This is a genomic window from Burkholderia sp., assembly GCF_018375725.1.
Taxonomy (GTDB): domain Bacteria; phylum Pseudomonadota; class Gammaproteobacteria; order Burkholderiales; family Burkholderiaceae; genus Burkholderia.
The window spans coordinates 16,281-35,086 of the sequence record NZ_JAHACR010000014.1; the positions used below are offsets into that span (position 1 = coordinate 16,281).

General features: G+C 60.2%; 14 protein-coding genes and 2 pseudogenes. 8 read left to right on the forward strand and 8 right to left on the reverse strand.

Annotated elements, in window-relative coordinates; genetic code table 11:
• Positions 1 to 23: 23 nt before the first annotated feature.
• The 6 genes from KH616_RS04435 to KH616_RS04460 form a co-directional block, all read right to left on the reverse strand.
• The gene (locus tag KH616_RS04435) at positions 24 to 1,970 is read right to left on the reverse strand and encodes a glycosyltransferase family 9 protein (RefSeq protein WP_292237347.1); all 1,947 of its coding nucleotides are present in this window, start codon (positions 1,968 to 1,970) and stop codon (positions 24 to 26) included.
• A 146-nt stretch (positions 1,971 to 2,116) separates the two neighbouring features.
• The gene (gene rfaE1, locus KH616_RS04440) at positions 2,117 to 3,046 is read right to left on the reverse strand and encodes a D-glycero-beta-D-manno-heptose-7-phosphate kinase (protein ID WP_292237349.1); all 930 of its coding nucleotides are present in this window, start codon (positions 3,044 to 3,046) and stop codon (positions 2,117 to 2,119) included.
• A 62-nt stretch (positions 3,047 to 3,108) separates the two neighbouring features.
• Positions 3,109 to 4,230 carry an AGE family epimerase/isomerase gene (locus KH616_RS04445; RefSeq protein WP_292237351.1) on the reverse strand — a complete coding sequence of 374 codons (1,122 nt, stop codon included), beginning with the start codon at positions 4,228 to 4,230 and terminating at the stop codon, positions 3,109 to 3,111.
• 292 nt (positions 4,231 to 4,522) lie between these two features.
• Positions 4,523 to 4,744: a hypothetical protein gene (locus tag KH616_RS04450; RefSeq protein ID WP_292237354.1), complete on the reverse strand. Its 222-nt coding sequence runs from the start codon at positions 4,742 to 4,744 to the stop codon at positions 4,523 to 4,525.
• 205 nt (positions 4,745 to 4,949) lie between these two features.
• Positions 4,950 to 5,429, reverse strand: coding sequence for a D-glycero-beta-D-manno-heptose 1-phosphate adenylyltransferase (gene rfaE2, locus KH616_RS04455; RefSeq protein ID WP_292237356.1), 480 nt, complete (start codon positions 5,427 to 5,429; stop codon positions 4,950 to 4,952).
• Between the two features lie 65 nt (positions 5,430 to 5,494).
• Entirely contained in the window at positions 5,495 to 6,676 is a 1,182-nt protein-coding gene (locus KH616_RS04460) for a polysaccharide biosynthesis/export family protein (RefSeq protein WP_292237358.1), read from the reverse strand.
• Between the two features lie 789 nt (positions 6,677 to 7,465).
• Between KH616_RS04460 and KH616_RS04465 the strand changes: the two are divergent.
• The 3 genes and pseudogenes from KH616_RS04465 (at position 7,466) to KH616_RS04475 (ending at position 12,249) form a co-directional block, all read left to right on the forward strand.
• Positions 7,466 to 8,617, forward strand: a pseudogene (locus KH616_RS04465) (glycosyltransferase family 1 protein).
• A gap of 46 nt (positions 8,618 to 8,663) precedes the next feature.
• Positions 8,664 to 10,619: a capsular biosynthesis protein gene (locus KH616_RS04470; protein WP_292237370.1), complete on the forward strand. Its 1,956-nt coding sequence runs from the start codon at positions 8,664 to 8,666 to the stop codon at positions 10,617 to 10,619.
• A 199-nt stretch (positions 10,620 to 10,818) separates the two neighbouring features.
• The gene (locus tag KH616_RS04475) at positions 10,819 to 12,249 is read left to right on the forward strand and encodes a mannose-1-phosphate guanylyltransferase/mannose-6-phosphate isomerase (RefSeq protein WP_292237360.1); all 1,431 of its coding nucleotides are present in this window, start codon (positions 10,819 to 10,821) and stop codon (positions 12,247 to 12,249) included.
• Positions 12,250 to 12,432: 183 nt separating this feature from the next.
• On the opposite strand, the gene cysC is transcribed toward KH616_RS04475, so the two are convergent.
• On the reverse strand, positions 12,433 to 13,083 hold the full coding sequence (gene cysC, locus KH616_RS04480; protein ID WP_292237362.1) for an adenylyl-sulfate kinase: 651 nt from the start codon (positions 13,081 to 13,083) through the stop codon (positions 12,433 to 12,435).
• 328 nt (positions 13,084 to 13,411) lie between these two features.
• Here cysC and KH616_RS04485 point away from each other — a divergent pair, with 328 nt between their 5' ends.
• The 3 genes from KH616_RS04485 (at position 13,412) to KH616_RS04495 (ending at position 15,753) form a co-directional block, all read left to right on the forward strand.
• A complete protein-coding gene (locus tag KH616_RS04485; RefSeq protein ID WP_292237363.1) occupies positions 13,412 to 13,741 on the forward strand; it encodes a carboxymuconolactone decarboxylase family protein in 330 nt (109 codons plus the stop codon).
• Positions 13,742 to 13,885: 144 nt separating this feature from the next.
• Complete coding sequence (locus KH616_RS04490) at positions 13,886 to 14,722, forward strand: class II glutamine amidotransferase (RefSeq protein WP_292237364.1); 837 nt, start codon at positions 13,886 to 13,888, stop codon at positions 14,720 to 14,722.
• A 215-nt stretch (positions 14,723 to 14,937) separates the two neighbouring features.
• Positions 14,938 to 15,753 (forward strand): mechanosensitive ion channel family protein, encoded by an 816-nt coding sequence (locus KH616_RS04495; protein ID WP_292237372.1) that lies wholly within the window; start codon positions 14,938 to 14,940, stop codon positions 15,751 to 15,753.
• Positions 15,754 to 15,882: 129 nt separating this feature from the next.
• On the opposite strand, the gene KH616_RS04500 is transcribed toward KH616_RS04495, so the two are convergent.
• Positions 15,883 to 16,569: a VTT domain-containing protein gene (locus tag KH616_RS04500; RefSeq protein WP_292237366.1), complete on the reverse strand. Its 687-nt coding sequence runs from the start codon at positions 16,567 to 16,569 to the stop codon at positions 15,883 to 15,885.
• A gap of 174 nt (positions 16,570 to 16,743) precedes the next feature.
• On the opposite strand from KH616_RS04500, the gene mutL reads away from it, so the two are divergent.
• On the forward strand, positions 16,744 to 18,732 hold the full coding sequence (gene mutL, locus KH616_RS04505) for a DNA mismatch repair endonuclease MutL (RefSeq protein WP_292237368.1): 1,989 nt from the start codon (positions 16,744 to 16,746) through the stop codon (positions 18,730 to 18,732).
• Positions 18,729 to 18,806, forward strand: a pseudogene (locus KH616_RS04510) (tRNA (adenosine(37)-N6)-dimethylallyltransferase MiaA); the annotation flags it as partial. The gene mutL and the pseudogene KH616_RS04510, both read left to right, overlap by 4 nt.

Below are 18,806 nucleotides of genomic sequence, written 5' to 3' on the forward strand. Positions count from 1 at the left end.
GTGTGTATTCGTTTCCACTGTAATCACTCGCCGCCGAAGCGCATCCACGTGACGATCTTGTTGCCAACAGATGGCAGCTCACGCCACTGCGACAGATCTTTCTTCAAACCGGACACCACGCTGTCGACCGAAATCGCGCGCAGACAGATGCTCTCGCGCCCGTTGGTCAAATGACACGGCTTGTGTTCATGACGCCAGCACGGATAGCACGGAAATTCTGCCTTGCTTGGTGCGAGAAGCTGGATGTTCGGGTAATCCTTGGTCCGCAGGCGGCCACTGATCGCACCAAAGATGGCGATTGTGGGCACCTTCAGCGCGGCCGCGATATGGAGGAACGACGAATCCAGCACGACGAGGCGTTCGCAGAGACTTGCGAGCGCAATGCTGTTTCGCAACGGCTCCACAACCGTCGTGACGTTGTCAAATCGGAAGCCATTCAGCGGCTCATGATGGAACACGAGCACGCAATACTTGTGCGAAAGCTCTTCGACTAGCTTTTCCATATGCGGCCAGTTGCGATAGCTATCCGCCGCAAAAGGCTGCACGCCAATAACCGGACGCCCTTCAGGATTGATCTGTTGCAGATAACGTTGTGCCCATTCACGTTCGTCTTCGCGCACACTATAGAACGGCAGAAAACCATGCGTGCGGCTCAAACGGGGCTTTGAAATGCCCATCGAGCGCGCAAAAATTTCAATGCGGTTTTGACGCACGTTCGGGTATTGCTTAGACTCCAGTTTCCCGGCGGGACAGTCGGTCAGATTTACCCAACGCTTGTACTTCTGAATCTCGATTGGATCATCGTCGATATTGAGCAGGCGAATGCCCGGCAGCCCCTCAAATACCGCATGAAACGACTTGGGAATCGCGAAGTCGATCAATGCCTGCGGATATTTCTGCTTCAACGCCAGTAGACCCGGCGTCATCATAAAGAGATCGCCGATCCCCCCCATCGCCCGCGTCACGAGAATCCTGCGCTCCTTCGTACCGACCTGCTTCAACGCGAGCGCGTCTTCGCGCGCCCTGGCAGCCACGCCAGCAGGGCGAAACAATTCGCTCTTCTTGATCAGAAATTTTTCCGAAAGCATCGACACAGCCAAACCCAGCAGCCTAAACGGCTTATGCAGACCAATCGAGCGCAGCGGCGGAACGCTTGCAATCAGGCTGGCCGTATAGGACGGCAAGATCAGAATGCGATACTTGAGCGGCACGTCGCCGTTCAATACTAGCGCGCGAAACACACCACGGTATGTCTTCGCAATCTGTGCCGCGAAAGAATCGCGCAACTGCCCACTGGTTTGACGCAGAGCCAGCCCCGTCCACAAGACGAGGCGGTATTCGCGCAGCCGGTTACCTGCGGCAAGGATATAAACGAGCCGATGACAAAATGCAGGCAATTCGCGCCGGCTTGGAAGCAGGTACGGGCGCTGAATTAGTCGAAGCGCAACTGCGCATGCATCATCGACACGCCCGGCCAGCGCATCCAGATATGCGGCGTGAACCGAAAGCGCCTGCGTCAAGCGCGGAAACTTCTTCACGCCGGTTCGCATGCCGACGGCAACCAGCGTGCGGGCCTCAGGTAGGAAATTCATCGTCGTGAAGTCGCCGGCGAGTTGCTCCAGCCCCTTGAACCATTCCTCGGTGAAGGAAATACGCGCTTCCACCAGGTACGAAATGTTCTCCAGCACATCAGCGACGAATGCATCACCCTCGGCAAAATCATGGCGCATCAGTTCAGTCACGTGCGCGCCCACGCAGCTTGCGTACGAGTAAAACACGTAGCGATCGCGCAGCGCGTGGCGGCGATTTTCACGCCCCATCTTCAGCCATGCGTGAAAGACAGGCGCATGGATGTTTTCGTACGCGATGGTTCCGAGGCCGATGTCCGTTTCGACATCATTTTCCAGCGCGACGCTCGCCGCCACCGATGTCTGTGGACTGATTGTCAGTGCTTCGTGTATTTTGTTCATCCCATTAACACCAGAGAACCGATTTATCCCACTTCTCGCGCTTCGTCTATCCAAAGCACACAAGTCCGGGGCGAACCAGTATCCATATTCGACGACATCCTCGCATAGCGGGTGACGCCCGTTCGCGAAGCTTTGTCAACAAGTGGTTATGCTAGCGAGTGCTCCAATTCTTCGAGCGTAATCGGCGCCGTACCCACCTTGCCAACCACCACTCCGGCGGCCCGATTTGCAACGAATGCGGCGTCTTCAAGCGAGTAGCCGTCGGACAGCGCGACAGCGAGAGTCGCAATCACCGTATCGCCTGCACCCGACACATCGTACACTTCGCGCGCTTCCGCCTTGATATGCAAATGCTTGCCATTGGAGAAAAGGCTCATACCTTCCTCCGAGCGCGTGACGAGCAAAGCCTTCAATTGAAGCTCGTCACACAATTTGAATGCTTTCTTTTCGAACTCGCTATTCGAACTCCAACGTCCCGCAACCAGCGCGAACTCGTCACGGTTAGGCGTCAACAGAGTTGCACCGCGATAGGCTGAGTAATCAGAGCCCTTCGGGTCGACGAGTACGATCTTCCGCTTCGCCAACGCCATCTCCATCATGCTCTGGAGATGGCAAAGGCCGCCCTTACCGTAGTCGGAAAAAACAACTACCGAATGATCGATGACCTGTTTCGAGAAAATATCGATCAGCGGAAGCAGGAGCTCACGCTCGGGGCGCTCCTCGAAGTCGGCGCGCACCACTTGCTGGCCGCGTGCGAGGAGTCGCAGTTTCACGACAGTCGGAAAATCGTCGGCTTCCAGGAAGTGACAATTGACCCTGGCCGAATCCAGAATGGCCGCCAATTCACGCCCAGCCTCATCAGCACCGACGACGGAAATCAGCCCGCTTTTCGAGCCGAGATTGGAAATGTTGACCGCGACGTTAGCCGCGCCGCCCGCAGTCGCCCGCGCACGCGAAACGTGGACGACCGGCACGGGCGCCTCCGGCGAAATACGCGTGGTATCGCCAAACCAATAGCGGTCCAGCATGACGTCGCCGGTAACCAGGACGGAAGACTTCGAGAAATTCAGATTCATGCTTCGATGCAAATCGATAATTGATCGGAGGACGTTTCGCGTTCAGTCAGGCCGCTATTTGTTCAGGGCAGCGCGAGGAATGCCGTTGCCAGGTGGTACGGCGTGGTCGATGGCATATCGGTGCGCGAAACCATGCCGTCGGCCGACAGGCATTCAAACCAGCCGCGATCGTGCAGGAAACGCTCTTTGAAGCGCGATGCCGCGCCCGGCAGCCGGGCGTTCACTTCGAATGACGCATGCGTCGCAAGGGCGCGCAGATATTCCGTCTGCGCCCAGATTCGCTGCGTTGGATCAAGCATCTGACCAGCTTCGTCGACTGCCGCGCAGACGCCCCCAGTAATAGGGTCAACGCCATGCAGATATGCAAAATCGAAAGCCCGCGTCAGCGACTCACGCATACCCGTGGCTTCGAATGCCGGGTGAGCGCTGCCGTAAGCGAGGAAATACCACTCGAACTGATGGCCTGGTTCGATCCGGTTACCTTGTGTACCTCTCGGTAGCTCGAGAATGCAGCCGGTAGCTTCGTCGTTGAAGTGGTCTGCAACCACGCGAATCAACTCCTCCAGCCGTTCGTCATACCGACTATCTCCAGTGGCCGCGCGTGCCGCGAGCCAAGCTTCGGTCAAATGCATCAACGGATTCTGCGCTGGCTCTTCGATTACCGTTGAAAAATCGGCGGACATTGCAGCATTGAGTAGGCCCGGCGTGCCACTTGAAACAAAAAAGCGATTAAGAATCAGATCGGAGGTCTCATCGACGACCGAAAGCGCTTCATTATTACCGGAGAGGCGTGCGTATTCCGCAGCTGCAAACACAACAAAAGCATGCGTATAGAGATCTTTCTTGCACTCGCCGGGGTTACCTTGTGGATCGACGCTAAAAATCCACCCACCATGCTCCTCATCCTGAAATCGCTCTTTCAGAGACTTGAAGAGCAATCCTGCATGCTCCAGTTCCCCCGCGAGCGCGAACACGAACAATTGCCTTGCACATGCCATTGCTCGATATCGAGTCGGCGCTAGGGGCTCGGCCGTTTGGGAGGCGACAGATTCATAAGCCAGACCTAATTGCGGGTTGTATCCGGCCGCGCGCCAGATAGGCAAGACTATTTCTGCATAGTGCGCTTTCAGTGCCAACAGAATCGCCTGCCCTTCCAAAGCCCCCTCTGGTTTGCTGTCGGCCATTCCCGCGTATTGCGTGCTTTGCATAAAATTTATTTTTGCGCCAGAGCGCGATGTCACAAAAAAATCAGCGAATCGAATGGGCCAGTCATCTTGCGCGGTAGACTGAAACACTCCCTCAGCCCTTCCGATCAGACGATGAAAACTGGATAAAACCGGCCATCAAATGCCCCGTAAGCGTCACCACTTCGCGCTTCTACCATGAAAACATCGCCAAGACTATGGCCACGCGTCGAACATTTCGTTTTTATGTCGTTCAGACACGACTATCGTTCAAAGACAGCGCTGCCGTGCTTTACTTGATCTGGGGAATGGACACATGTACCTGCTTCGCGAACAGCTGGCAAGTATTGGCAGTCTCGATCACTGAAGACGCATTAATCGGAGCAGATTGCAACTGAGCCTCCAATTTTTCTTGACAATTCCGAAGCTCAACCGCCACCTTATTGACATTAACAACCGCAAAGGTGAGATAAGCGGCATAGGCAATTACGATCGCCCCGATCAGTGATTTCATGAAACTACCTTTTTTCTTAAACTAGTCGATAGAATATCACAGCCAATTAGAGACTTTCGTCGCCGTCCAGTGCAACCCTATCTGATCAAACCCGCACTTCTTCCTCGACGTCTAGCCACCTGTTGCTATTGCCGAGCGTTCAACATGGAATACGTGCTGGCAGATCGCAGTGCGCCTCCGAATTTTTTTCGCCGCTCTTACACAATCAGCTTGCGCGCACCTTTTTGAGTAGCGTGGTCGTCGAACGATCGAAAGTAAAGGAAATGGCAAGCGCAGTGCCACCCCAGCCACGCACCAGTGCAGACTCTGGCAAAGCATCCATATCGTAATCGCCGCCTTTTACGAGAATATCCGGGCGAACGGCTTCGATAAGGCTAACAGGCGTTTGCTCCTCGAACTTAACCACATAATCAACCGACTCCAACGCGGCGAGCAGCGCCATACGGTCGTCGATTGTATTGATTGGACGATCATCGCCTTTACCCAGCATACGCACAGAGGTATCGCTATTCACACCGACAATCAGACAGCTGCCCAGTGCTCTAGCTTCCGCAAGGTATGTCACATGGCCGCGATGGAGAATGTCAAAAACTCCGTTCGTGAATACAACGGGCCCAGGCAGTGAAGTGCGCAGCGTGACAAGCGAAGCACGATCGATCAGTTTGCGTTCGAAGGAAACTGGCATGACTTATGAAAATCAGACGCAGCGTTCGCGAACAATCACAAGGAAACAGCGAACGCTGCGTGAAATTACTTGAACGTCTGTACGCCGTTAACCACCGGGTAGACGACAGAAAACACTAGATTGAGGACCTTCTGGATCTCGCTAATAGGCGCATTCGAGACGTACAGCATGTCCCTGTTGTCCATCATGAAACTTTGTGTCACGAACAACGCGCCAGGATCACGCAAATTCACGCGATAGATGACCGGAACCTTGCCTTCTGCCGTCGTGCGAACCGGCGCATTGGGCCAATTCAACGCGCCGGCATCTTCGAAACGGAAGACAAACACGCCACGCGCATCCGAACGCGAGTCTTCCAGACCACCTGCACGAGCCAGAGCCTGTGCGAGCGTAATGCCCTGCGCCTCGAAATTAATTTCCTCGTTCTTACCCGTCGCGCCCAACGCAGTAAAACTGTAGGGTTGAAACAAGGCCGTCACAATATCGCCGGCACGTAGTTGAATATTCTGCCTCGGATCGCGAATCACAGTAGACAGTGGCAGCGAGGCCACCTTATTACCGCGCGTGAGCTGGATCGTCACTTTGTCGACGGGCTGGCGCACGCCGCCCGAATTGGCCAAGGCGTCGAGCACGCGCTCGCCACGCGCGCTCAATTGCATGCGATTGCTGTTGGTCACATCGCCAATCACAGTGACATACGACGTCGCATTGGTCGATAGCCTCACGAGCACCTGTGGATCGTGCGCCATACCTTTGAGACGTTGTTCGATGTCACGCTGGAGTTGGAAGGGCGTGCGGCCGCTCGCCCTGACGGCACCAGTGAAGGGAACGCTGATGTTGCCATCGCCATCGATTACCTGAGCCGACAAGACCGTTTCGTGCGCCCCACTCGGCCCTGTTTTCGCGTCGATGGATGCTGCGCCAAAGAGTGTTGCGGGGGGCGCCTCCCAAATCGAAATCTCAATCGTGTCGCCAACGCCCAATTGCTGCTGGAACACCCCGCCACCGCCGAGCGTCGTGAGGAAGTCCGAGCCACTTCGCTCCGCGTAAAGCTTGCGCGCCACATCGGCATTCAGATCGACGATCTGAATGCCCGTTGCCAGACTGGATTCGGAACTGGGTGAAGAGCCTGCTCGCTCAACCTGCGCCGTACTTGGACCCGAGTTCGGGACCCAGGAGCAACCAGCGAACACCGCCGTCACCCCGACAAACGCTACATTAAATGCACTTCTCGACAAACGCGACATTTCTTGGAGGAATTCGTTGCTTATGGGGTTCGCGTGAATTATCTCACGTTATCACATGAAATAAAACCAAACAATTAGAAAAGGTTGCCGAACGGCCTCAGATTTGAAATACAACACCTCACATTCAGTAGCATTCAGTGAATGGCAAAGGCGATATACAAACCACCGCAAGTTGAAGAACGTATGCGCATCGAAGTCTGGAAGGATGAAGGCTCGAGTTTGCGGGAGGTCACCCGCAAACTCACCCGCGAGCGTCGCATACGCGCCCCGTGGCTCCCGCCGAGAAGCTGCATGGCCACCGCCAAGCTTGCGCTAGGCATGCCGCGCGGCCTTCTCCATGAGCACCAGTGGTCGCCGCAGGAAATTGCCGCCGCCCCGAGGTGCGCACTCCCCTACGATCCACACCATCACGCATCTCATGAATCGATCTACAACGCTGTCTACGCTCACCAGTGCGGCGAGTTGCGCCACGAGCCAACCGCTCGCCCGCGGCGGGAACGCGGCATCCGTTAGAACACCAACGGCCTATTATGACAGTACCCACCCAATGGAACCCATCTATCCGTCTATGCTCAAAACAACTCGATACCATTGCCGACAACATCAACACCCGGCCGCGTGCCACGCTAAACTGCCATACGCCGTTGAAAGTCCTCGCTCAGGCCCTGACTAACTCCACTGACCGCTTTCCCTACAGTAACTCGTGCCGTGTTGCGTCTCGCACTTGAAACCGCGCTGGATGTGTCAGAAAATACTGAGTTCAGTTGCCTAAAACCAAATCACGCCCACGTGTCAAGAATTCTCCTGGACGTCACCCGGTTAGTGACGCGGCTTTACGACGGCCTGCTTCCTACTGGGGTTGACCGAGTCGGCATCGCATATATAGAGCGTTACAGAGCAAACGCTTGCGCTGTGCTGAGCGAACGCGGATTTTCGACGGTCTTATCCAAAAATGATTCGCATCGCGCCTTCGACATGATTCTTTCAGGAAGACGCGATCGTCATGCAATTCGCAAACTCATTGCGCGCGCCTGCATTAACCGCCTTGCCCCAGAAAACGGGGGAAAAGGCGTGTTGCTTCATACCAGCCATAATGGAATGGAGTTCCAACGTTATTACAAAGCGATGCAAAATCGAGGTCTGCGCTCTGTTTTCATGGTGCATGACCTCATCCCACTCACGCATGCGGAATTCTGCCGCCCTGGTGTAGACGCGGCGCACCGCAAACGCATCCACACTGCCCTCGCTCACGCCGACGGCCTGATTGCCAACTCGCAGGACACGCTCGACGCGCTTGCCGCCGAAGCCATGCAGGCCGGACTGCCCTTACCCGCCAGTGTCGTCGCCCGTCTCGCGCCTGCCGTCGCCACCCGCACGCCACATACCGCACCCATCGCGCAACCCTACTTCGTCGTCTTGGGCACAATCGAGCCGCGCAAGAACCACTGGTTCCTACTGCAGGTCTGGCGCAGACTTGTCGAGCGGCATGGTGCCGCGGCGCCCAAGCTCGTCGTGATCGGTCGTCGCGGCTGGGAATGCGAGAACGCCATTGACATGCTCGATCGTTGCAGCCGCCTTCAGAATGCCGTTATATAACTGCACGGCTGATCCGACGAAGATCTGCGCACTTGGATGCAACACTCGCAAGCGCTACTGTTCCCATCTTTCGTCGAAGGCTACGGTATGCCGCTAGTCGAGGCGCTGGCCCTTGGCGCTCCGGTAATTGCCAGCGATCTCGGCGTGTTTCGCGAGATTGCCGATGAGATCCCCGACTATCTCGATCCGCTCGACGGGCCGGGCTGGCTGGCGACCGTGGAAGCCTATGCCGCGCCCGCCAGCGGCGCGCGCGCGGCGCAACTCGGCCGTATCGAGCGCTTTCGCGTGCCCAGTTGGGTCGAACACTTCGAGGCCGTTGACAATTTCCTCGCCTCGTTGAATTGACATGAATCAGCCGGCAATCTCGCCCGCTGTCATGCTCAAGCGCGGCATGCGTACGCTAGACTGGCTTACGGGACGATCGTGCATCATCTGGGGTGACAGTGTCGCCGGACGCATCGCGCTCGCATTCGCGCGCATGACGGGGAGACATTGCGAAACGGCGTGGCAAGGTCCGCTATGGGCACGCCAGGATCGGCGAGCCGTACCGCTCGCCTGGTTTAGCGTGCCGCGCGCCAGCGCATCGCCTACCGCGTTCGTCCACGCCATTGACGATGCACTCACGCAACAGCCCGATGCCGGCACCGCGCCCGATGTCGTACGCCTCATGGCGCGCGTTCGCGATACACATGCACTCGACCCAGCCCATCGCACGCCTCGTGGTTCAACGCCGCGGCGAACCACAACTACGAGCGAGCGCGTGCTATTCATCGACGAGCGCGCGTCCGTCGCGCACGACAGTCGCACCGCACGCGCCCGGCGCGCAGCTTTCGCCCGGATGTTGGCGTCGGCACGGGTTGCTCACCCACACGCACAATTCTGGCTCGTCCGATCGGGTGCGAGCGGGTGTGGCCGCTGGCTATCGGAAACGAGTCGGGCATTGCCGCAAGAGATCCACCATGCGGCCGCCGAAAGCTCGGCCTGTGCCACGATCGACCACATGAGCCACGTTTATACGCTAGCCGCACCCGAAGGCCTGCACGCCTTGCTAGCAAACGTGCCACTGCATGTTTTCGGTGTCCCGTGGTACGCCGGCTGGGGCCTAACGCACGACGAAGATAAACAGGCAATCCGAAAATCGCGCCCGACGCTCGCAGCGCTGTTCGACATCGCGTTTCTGCGATTCGGCCGCTATCTCGACCCGGCCACGCACGCGCAAGGCAGTCTAGATACTCTGCTCGACAGCCTCGAACTACAGCGCAATGTCGCCGCACGATTCGAAGCCCTCGGTAATGTCGCCGGTGTGCGCTTCCAATGGTGGAAGCGTCCGTTCGCCACGCCTTACCTGGGCGCAGGCGGCCACGCACTGCGCTGGGCGAGCTCAACGGCCGAAGTCCTGCCGCACGAATGCGCGGCGCTCTGGGGCGCCCGCAGCGCGGAAGGACTCGCCGACGCCGTGCGTCACGTGCGCATCGAAGACGGCTTCCTGCATTCGCTCGGCCTAGGCTCGGACATGAACGCACCGCTCAGCCAGGTGATCGATACACGCGGCCTGTACTTCGACGCCAGCCGTCCGAGCGATCTCTCCGTGCTGCTCAACGAAACGTCGTTCACTGAGCAGGAGCTTGAGCGCGCGGCGCGCCTGCGCGCTCAGATCGTGCGCAGCGGCCTCACGAAATACAACCTCGGCCGGCGCAGGCCAACATGGCGCGCCCCGGCGGGAAAACGCGTCATTCTAGTGCCGGGCCAAGTCGCCGACGACGCATCGATCCGCCTCGGCACGTGCGCCATTTCGACCGCCGATGCCCTACTCAAGGAAGTGCGCGTGCGTCGTCCGGACGCCTTCATCGTCTACAAGCCCCACCCGGATGTAATGTCGGGCAATCGCAACGGGCTAATCGACGCGCATCGTCTTGCCGACGTCGTAGATACGGAATCTGACGTACTCTCGCTGATCGAAGCGTCCGACGAAGTTCATGCACTCTCATCACTCGCCGGTTTCGATGCGTTGCTGCGCGGCAAGGACGTGCACACCTACGGCATGCCCTTCTACGCCGGCTGGGGCCTCACGCACGATGCGCTCGCACCACTGCCCTGGCGCGAGCGCAGACTCACTCTGGATATGCTCACGGCGGGCGCCCTCCTGCGTTATCCGCTTTACTGGGACTGGCGTCTCGATATATTCACGACGCCGGAAGCCGTTGTCGCCCGGCTCGCGCCTGGCGCGGCACGGCCATTACGGCGTGTTCAGGGAGATCGTTTGCGTTTCTGGCTGAAGGCAAGACGCTGGACCCGCAACGTACTCATGCACCTGATTTGGCGCGTCGGGCAAAGTCGCAATGGCTAAATCGAGCTGTATATTGCGGCACGAATCGTTCGGATAAAATGCTGCGCAACACACTCGACACTGCGCACGGTGAGCCTCAAGTGTGCGCCAAACCGGCTTCCCTCTCATTAAGCCATCCAGACTGCAGCGCCATCCGTCACATCACGAACGAATATCTACGGCACTATTTCATCGGCCACACGCCGCGATCCAATCGATAATGACCATCCATCCGGTAATTCTTTGCGGCGGAAGTGGTACACGCCTTTGGCCGCTCTCGCGCGGCGGTTATCCCAAGCAGTTTCTGCGCCTCGCTGGCGAGCACACGCTCATTCAGCAAACCGCACTGCGCGTGCGTGACATCGATCGCATGGCGGCGCCGATCGTCATCGCGAATAACGATCAGCGCTTTCTGATTGCGGAGCAGTTGCGCGAAGCCGAAGTGAACCCCGCAGCCATCGTGCTCGAACCGGTCGGCCGCAATACCGCGCCGGCCATCTCTGTGGCGGCATTGATCGCACTTGAACAGTCGCCGGATGCGCTATTGCTCGTGCTGCCGTCTGATCACGCGATCCGTAACGACGCGGCATTCGTGCAGGCCGTGCTGGCTGCAGCCCACGTTGCGAGCGACCAGTACCTCGTGATGTTCGGTATCGAGCCGACTGAGCCGCATACTGGTTACGGCTACATCCGCCGCGGCGAGTCACTCGGGTACGCTGATGCATCGGCTTGGCGCGTCGAGGCCTTCGTAGAGAAACCCGATGCGCAGACCGCGCAAAAATTCCTCGCCGACGGCAGTTATCACTGGAACAGCGGCATGTTCATGCTCAAAGCATCCACCTTCATGGATGAGTTGCGTCGGCATCAGCCATCAGTCGCCGAACAGGCCGAGCAATCGCTGAAGCTCGCACGCGCCGACCACGATTTCCTGCGTCTTGGCGAAGCGGCGTTCGCTGCGTGCCCGAGCATTTCGGTCGACCATGCCGTGATGGAAAAAACCGAACGTGCCGCCGTGATCACCGTAAACGATCTGGGCTGGAGCGATATCGGATCGTGGTCCGCGCTGGCTGAGCTCGCACAGACCGACGATGCAGGCAACGCAGCGCTGGGCGACGTCTTTCTCAATGATGTTTCGAACAGCTATGTGCGCGCCGAGCATCGCATGGTCGCCGCGATCGGCGTAGACGATCTCGTCATCGTCGAAACTGCCGATGCAGTGCTGGTTGCGCATCGCGACAGTACTCAGGACGTGCGTAAGATCGCCGAACACTTGACGAAGGCGAAGCGCAGCGAGTCGGTCACACATCCGCGTGTCGTTCGACCTTGGGGCTCGTACGAGGGCGTCGATCAGGGAGAGCGCTTCCAGGTCAAGCGCATTGTCGTCAATCCTGGCGCGCAATTGAGTCTGCAGATGCACCATCATCGCGCCGAGCACTGGATCGTCGTGAAAGGCACCGCGCTCGTGACGAATGGCAATCAGCAGGTTCTACTCAGCGAAAATCAGTCGACTTATATTCCGCTTGGCGTGACGCACCGGCTCGCGAACCCGGGCAGGATTCCCCTAGAGTTGATCGAGGTTCAGTCCGGCGCCTATTTAGGCGAAGACGACATCGTTCGTTTCGAAGACAACTACGGCCGCAACGGTTCGTAATCTCCAAGGGAGCACATCAAAAACACCCCACCCTTTCGCCATCTGCCTAGGACGCGCCATTAATTGAGTCAAACGCCCCAGGGCGGCCGTCGATGCTATGCTCGATAACCTTTCATGTTCTGCATCTCGGAACCGACTTTTGTCGAGCACAAGTGAGACGGCTCTGTGAGGATGAACTGCACGTCATCCCACAATCACCGACCTCGATTCCACCGCCCGCCCTCCAACACCACCGCCCTGCCCAATCGGCAATTTGCAAAGAATCTCGTCGATACAAGCATCCTTGCTCATCACCGCCGTTCGCAAATGCACCTCATGCCTCAACGGCGGCTCATAACCCGCTTCGATAGCGGTGAACTGCCGGATCCTGCCCTGGCGCGCGAGCGCATAAAGCCCTTTGGCATCGCGCGCTTCCGCGACTTCGAGCGGTGCATCGACGAACACCTCGACGAATTCATCTTTCGCAAACAACGCGCGTGCGGATTCACGAGCCTCGCGAATCGGAGAAATGGTTGCAGTAATGACGATTAATCCGGCATCCACCATAAGCCGGGCGACTTCCGCGACACGCCGAATGTTTTCGCGACGATCGCTGTCGGTAAAGCCAAGATCCTTGTTAAGGCCAAGGCGGATGCTGTCACCGTCAAGCAGCGCAGTCCGCAAGCCCCTTGAATGCAACGTCTGTTCAAGCAAATTGGCGAGCGTGGATTTTCCCGCACCGGAAATACCGGTCAGCCAGACGACGAACGGGCGTTGCTGCATGAGACGTGCACGGTCAAGCGGCTGAATAGTTGACGGGCCCGTAATGATGAGGTGGTCTGCCTCGCGGTTCATGTCGATTTATGCCTATCTGATGAGCGGGCGATCCACGCCAAGCTCGAAACATTCACCCAGGATCCGATACTAATAACGTAACCTGATGAAAGGTGTAACCAAATATTTTAAATAGCTTTGTAAGCTTCGTGGCACGCCGACAGACCTTGTCGCAAAAAAAATATTACGAATTATTTCACGAAGTTGGTCAACAAGCCATGAAGCGGCCGCCCACCATTCCCCCTAGCTCGCCTATCGAAACCTCCCCCTCCAACGCGCACAATACCCCCTGCACCACCCGCGACCGCGGCACCCGCCGCCATCGCTCAACCTTTGAAGAGGACGAGCCATGCTGAACTGGAACGAATATCGCAAGGAACTGATGACGCGCATCGGCGATCTAGCCAAGTTGTCACCCGACACCCTGACCGGCTACCAGACTTTGGCCTCGGCCGGCGCCAAAACCGGCCATCTCGACGCGAAGACCCGCGAGCTGATCGCGCTCGCCGTAGCCGTCACGACACGCTGCGACGGTTGCATCGCGGTGCACACGGCCGAAGCCGTCAAGCACGGCGCGACCAAGGACGAGGTCGCGGAAGCGCTCGGCGTAGCGATCGCGCTGAATGCGGGCGCGGCGCTCGTCTATTCCGCGCGCGTCATGGACGCGATGGGCGACTGAGCCGCACTCACCGCCATCGCCTCGCTCCGGCGCCCGGAATCCGGCGCGCCGGAGCTTCCCGCCTGGCGCGCCCCCTTCGCCCCGTCGCTCGCCCCCACGATCTCGGCTACCATGCCCCCACGATCGACGTCGAAGGAGCGTCCCATGTGCCGCTGGCTCGCCTACACCGGCAATCCGGTCCAACTCGAGACTGTCCTGTTCCGCGCGAAGCATTCGCTGATCGACCAGAGCCTGCACGCCCGCATGGGCGCGACGACCACCAACGGCGACGGCTTCGGCATCGGCTGGTACGGCCGCGACGACGAGATCCCGTTCCGCTATCGCTCGGTGCATCCGGCGTGGAACGACCGCAACCTGCGCGAAGCCGCGCGCGCGATCCATTCGCGCCTGTTCCTCGCGCATATCCGCGCCGCGACCGACACGCCGGTGCAGGAAACCAACTGTCATCCGTTCCGCCACGGGCGCTGGCTGTTCGCACACAATGGTCTGATTCGCGACTACCCCAAGCTGCGCCGCGACCTGGCGATGACGATCGATCCCGCCCTGTTCTCTACGCTCGAAGGCTCGACGGATTCGGAAGTGATGTTTCGGCTCGCGCTGACGTTCGGCCTCGAACAGGCGCCGCTGCCGGCGCTCGAGCGAATGGCCGGCGTTGTCGAAGAGATCGCCGCGCGGCATCACGTCGATATGCCGCTCAACATGACGGTCTGCGCAACGGACGGCGAGCAGATCGTCGCCGTGCGGTATTCGAGTGAACGGCAGTCGCGTTCGCTGTTCCATAGCGCGTCGTTCCAGCATCTGCACGCGCTGTATCCGCACGATCCGCGCATCACCGCGGTCGGCGACGACGCGTTCATGGTGCTGTCGGAGCCGCTCGTCGATCTGCCTGACGCCTGGGAGGAAATTCCCGAAAGCACCGCGATCGTCGCGCGCGGCGCCAGCGTCGAGCAACGGCCGTTCGCGCCACGCCGACACACATGAATGCGCCGCCACGCCCGCTCGATGACGGTGCGCAAGCAAGCGTCTCTACGCCCGTGCCGGACGTCATCCGAACGGCGGCGCGCCGTCGCCGCGATCGCGCAGACGGTTGCCTCGCCGCCGTGCGTCGGTTATAAAAGTCCGATCAATCGCGGCCGCCGGCCCGCCATTCCTTCGGAACGCGTCGCCGCGTCCCCTCTAGTCGATATGGAGAACGCATCTTGAATCTTGCTACCGCCCAGGAACTCATCGTCTCGCGCGGCCTCGACTTCGGCCTCAACCTGCTCGCCTCGATCGCGCTCTGGTTCGTCGGCCGCTGGGCAATCCGCGTCGGCACGCGGCTGCTCGGCAAGCTCATGAAGCGCAGCAACAAGGTGGATCCGACGCTCGCCGATTACCTGACCTCGGTGATCAGCGTGATGCTGACCATCCTGCTGATTCTCGCGATCCTGCAGATCTTCGGCGTACAGACGACCTCGTTCGCGGCACTGCTCGCCGGCCTCGGCCTCGCGATCGGCACGGCCTGGGGCGGGCTGCTCTCCCATTTCGCGGCCGGCGTGTTCATGCAGGTGTTGCGTCCGTTCAAGATCGGCGACGTGATCTCCGCGGGCGGCGTCACCGGCACGGTGAAAGAGCTCGGCCTGTTCGGTACGACGATCGTGACGCCGGACAACATCATCACGATCATCGGCAACAACAAGATCTTCTCCGACAACATTTCCAACTTCAGCTCGACGCCGTACCGGCGCGTCGATCTGACCGCGAAGATCGCCAACAGCGTCGATGCGGTCGATGCGATCACCCGCCTGAAGACGTCGATCCAGAACATCCCGAACGTGCTGTCCGATCCGGCACCGGACGTCGGCGTGCTCCAGTTCACGCCGGAAGGGCCGCTGCTGTTCGTGCGTCCGTCCACGCCGCCGGCGCATTACTGGCAAGTGTATTGCGACACCAACCGCGTGATCCTCGACACCTTCCGCGACGCGCAATATCCGACGCCCGAAACGCCGGTCTCGCAGCGCAGCACGCCGTGACGCGCCATCAGCGTCACGCATGAAAACCGGAACCTGAAAAGACAGAACCCCACGCGCCGAAACACGTGGGGTTCGTCAACCGCAGAGCGTGGCTTGCCGCCACGCGCTTCTTTGTTGCAGGTAGACGCCTTAACGGCCGCCCGTCTTCTGCGCGTCCTTCGGATGATTGCGGCTGCGCATGATCTTCCATAGCGCGCCGAGCGCGACCGGCACGATGGCCGCGCCGATCCCGGTCAGCACGATCACGTTCAGGTACTGGCGGATGAACGGGATATTGCCGAAGAAGAAGCCGACCAGCACGAGCAGCAGCACCCAGACCAGCGCGCCGAGCACGTTGAACAACTGGAAGCGTCCGAAACCCATCGACGATGCCCCCGCGACGAACGGCGCGAACGTCCGCACCACGGGAATGAAACGCGCGAGCACGATCGTCTTGCCGCCGTGCTTGTCGTAGAACGTATGGGTCTTCTGCAGCGCGGCGCGATCGAGGAATCGTTCGAGCAGCGGAATGTGCGTGCTGAACACCTTCGGGCCGACCCAGCGGCCGATCAGGTAGTTGAGCGTGTTGCCGCCGATCGCCGCGACGAGCAGCAGCGCGATCAGTGCAGCGATATGCAGGTGGCCGGTCGCGGCAAACGCGCCGCCGATGAACAGCAGCGAATCGCCCGGCAGGAACGGAAACACGACGAGGCCCGTTTCGCAGAACACGATCAGGAACAGCACCAGATACACCCAGGCACCGTAATCCCGGATGAAATCGCCGAGAAATGCGTCGATGTGCAAGACGAGATTGACGAAATGAAGCAGCGTATCCAAATGCGATTCCTTGAGGCGATGGGAAACGGAACGATCAAAAGGGCGGGAGCGACCGCCCGGCAAGGCGCGGCGCGCGCGACGCAGCCATCATACCGAAACTCCCTTAAGGCTCCGTGAAAAAACGTCACGGATCGTCCGTCCGGCGTGCGGCGCCTGCGTCGCTATAATTCGGCCATGTCCGAATTCACCGAAACGGCCGCGGGCGCCCCGCCCGCCCCCGCCCCGCGCCCGCTGCGCGCGATCCAACCCCTGCCCGACCAGCTGATCAGCCAGATCGCCGCGGGCGAAGTCGTCGAACGTCCGGCCTCGGTCGTCAAGGAGCTGCTGGAAAATGCGCTCGACGCGGGTGCGAACGCGCTGCGCATCGTCCTCGAGGAAGGCGGCGTCAAGCGCATCTCGATCACCGACGACGGCTGCGGGATTCCGCCCGGCGAGCTGCCGCTCGCACTGATGCGTCACGCGACGAGCAAGATCCGCTCGCTCGAGGAGCTTGAAGCGGTCGCGACGCTCGGGTTCCGCGGCGAAGCGCTCGCATCGATCGCGTCGGTTGCCGAAATGTTCATCACGAGCCGCACGGCCGAGGTCGCGCACGCGACGAAAATCGACGCGCAGACCGGCGTGCTGTCGCCCGCCGCCGGCGCGATCGGCACGACGATCGAGGTGCGCGAGCTGTATTTCAATACGCCTGCGCGACGCAAGTTCCTGAAGAGCGAGCAGACCGAGTTCGGCCATTGCCTCGAGATGATCCGCCGCGCGGCACTCGCGCGTCCGGACGTCGCGATTTCGGTGCTGCACAACGGCAAGGCTGTCGAACACTGGAATGCGGCCGAGCCGGCCCAGCGGGTCGCGAAAATCCTCGGCGACGGATTCGCGGGCGCGCACCTGCCGCTCGACGAACGCGCCGGCCCGCTCGCCGTCTATGGCTGCGCGGGTCTGCCGACCGCGAGCCGCGGCCGCGCCGACCAGCAGTATTTCTTCGTCAATGGCCGTTTCGTGCGCGACAAGCTGCTCACGCATGCGGTGCGCGCCGCCTATGAGGACGTCCTGCACGGCGACCGTTACCCGTCCTACGTGCTGTTCCTGGACCTGCCGCCGGAGGCGGTCGATGTGAACGTGCATCCGTCGAAGATCGAGGTGCGGTTCCGCGATTCGCGCTCGATCTACCAATTCGTGTTCCACGCCGTGCAGCGGGCGCTGGCGCGCCACGCAGGCGCGTCGCCGGAGACCACGGCGGGCGGCCACGCCGCGCACATCGCGCCGGCGCCCGGGCCGGCATCGTTTCAAGGCACGCCGCTCGGCCAGCTCGCGAGCGGCGCTTCGACGCCGTCGTCCACCGCAGGCAACACTTGGCTGCGGCAGGCACGAATGACGCAAGGCACGCTGCCGGTCGCTCAGCCGCTTGCGCTCTACGATGCGCTGTTCGGCCGCAAGGACAGCGGCGCAGGCACGCAAGCGGGCACGACGGCAGCCATGCACGACGCGCGCAACGCGCAGGATAGGGCCGTAGTGCCGGACGCGGGCGCTGCGCTGCGACCCGGCCTCACTGCGCCGCATCCGTCCGTGGACACGATGCACGACGAACAGCCGCTCGGCTTCGCGCTCGGCCAGATCCACGGCATTTACGTGCTCGCGCAGAATGCGAAGGGGCTCGTGATCGTCGACATGCACGCCGCGCACGAGCGGATCCTGTACGAACAGTTCAAGGGCGCGCTTGCCGACCGCTCCGTGGCTGTGCAGGCGCTGCTGCTGCCTGTCTCGATGACCGCCACGCCGATCGAGATCGGCACCGTCGAGGAGGAACGCGAGACGCTCGAATCGCTCGGCTTCGATCTCGCGGTGCTGTCGCCGACGACGCTCGCGATCCGCGCCGTGCCCGCACTGCTGAAGGATGCAGACCTGCAGGCGCTCGCCCGCGCGGTGCTCGCCGACCTGCACGCGTTCGGCGGCTCGCGCGTACTGACCGAACGCCAGCACGAGCTGCTCGGCACACTCGCCTGCCATCATGCGGTGCGTGCGAACCGCCGCCTCACGCTCGACGAGATGAATGCGCTGCTGCGCCAGATGGAAGCCACCGAGCGTGCGGACCAGTGCAATCACGGCCGCCCGACGTGGTATCAGTTGACCCTCGGCGATCTCGATCGCCTGTTCATGCGCGGCCAATGAGTCATTCACCGCAATCCCGCCCCACGACGATCGCCTGTCTGCTCGGCCCGACCGCTTCGGGAAAGACCGCCGCC

Coding starts and splice junctions, on each gene's coding strand:
- rfaE2 (WP_292237356.1), bottom strand. CDS start 5,429: ATGCCAGTTTCCTTCGAACGCAAACTGATCGATCGTGCTTCGCTTGTC.
- rfaE1 (WP_292237349.1), bottom strand. CDS start 3,046: ATGAATCTGAATTTCTCGAAGTCTTCCGTCCTGGTTACCGGCGACGTC.
- mutL (WP_292237368.1), top strand. CDS start 16,744: ATGTCCGAATTCACCGAAACGGCCGCGGGCGCCCCGCCCGCCCCCGCC.
- KH616_RS04445 (WP_292237351.1), bottom strand. CDS start 4,230: ATGGCCGACAGCAAACCAGAGGGGGCTTTGGAAGGGCAGGCGATTCTG.
- cysC (WP_292237362.1), bottom strand. CDS start 13,083: ATGAACCGCGAGGCAGACCACCTCATCATTACGGGCCCGTCAACTATT.
- KH616_RS04450 (WP_292237354.1), bottom strand. CDS start 4,744: ATGAAATCACTGATCGGGGCGATCGTAATTGCCTATGCCGCTTATCTC.
- KH616_RS04460 (WP_292237358.1), bottom strand. CDS start 6,676: ATGTCGCGTTTGTCGAGAAGTGCATTTAATGTAGCGTTTGTCGGGGTG.
- KH616_RS04490 (WP_292237364.1), top strand. CDS start 13,886: ATGTGCCGCTGGCTCGCCTACACCGGCAATCCGGTCCAACTCGAGACT.
- KH616_RS04485 (WP_292237363.1), top strand. CDS start 13,412: ATGCTGAACTGGAACGAATATCGCAAGGAACTGATGACGCGCATCGGC.
- KH616_RS04470 (WP_292237370.1), top strand. CDS start 8,664: ATGCGTACGCTAGACTGGCTTACGGGACGATCGTGCATCATCTGGGGT.
- KH616_RS04475 (WP_292237360.1), top strand. CDS start 10,819: ATGACCATCCATCCGGTAATTCTTTGCGGCGGAAGTGGTACACGCCTT.
- KH616_RS04435 (WP_292237347.1), bottom strand. CDS start 1,970: ATGAACAAAATACACGAAGCACTGACAATCAGTCCACAGACATCGGTG.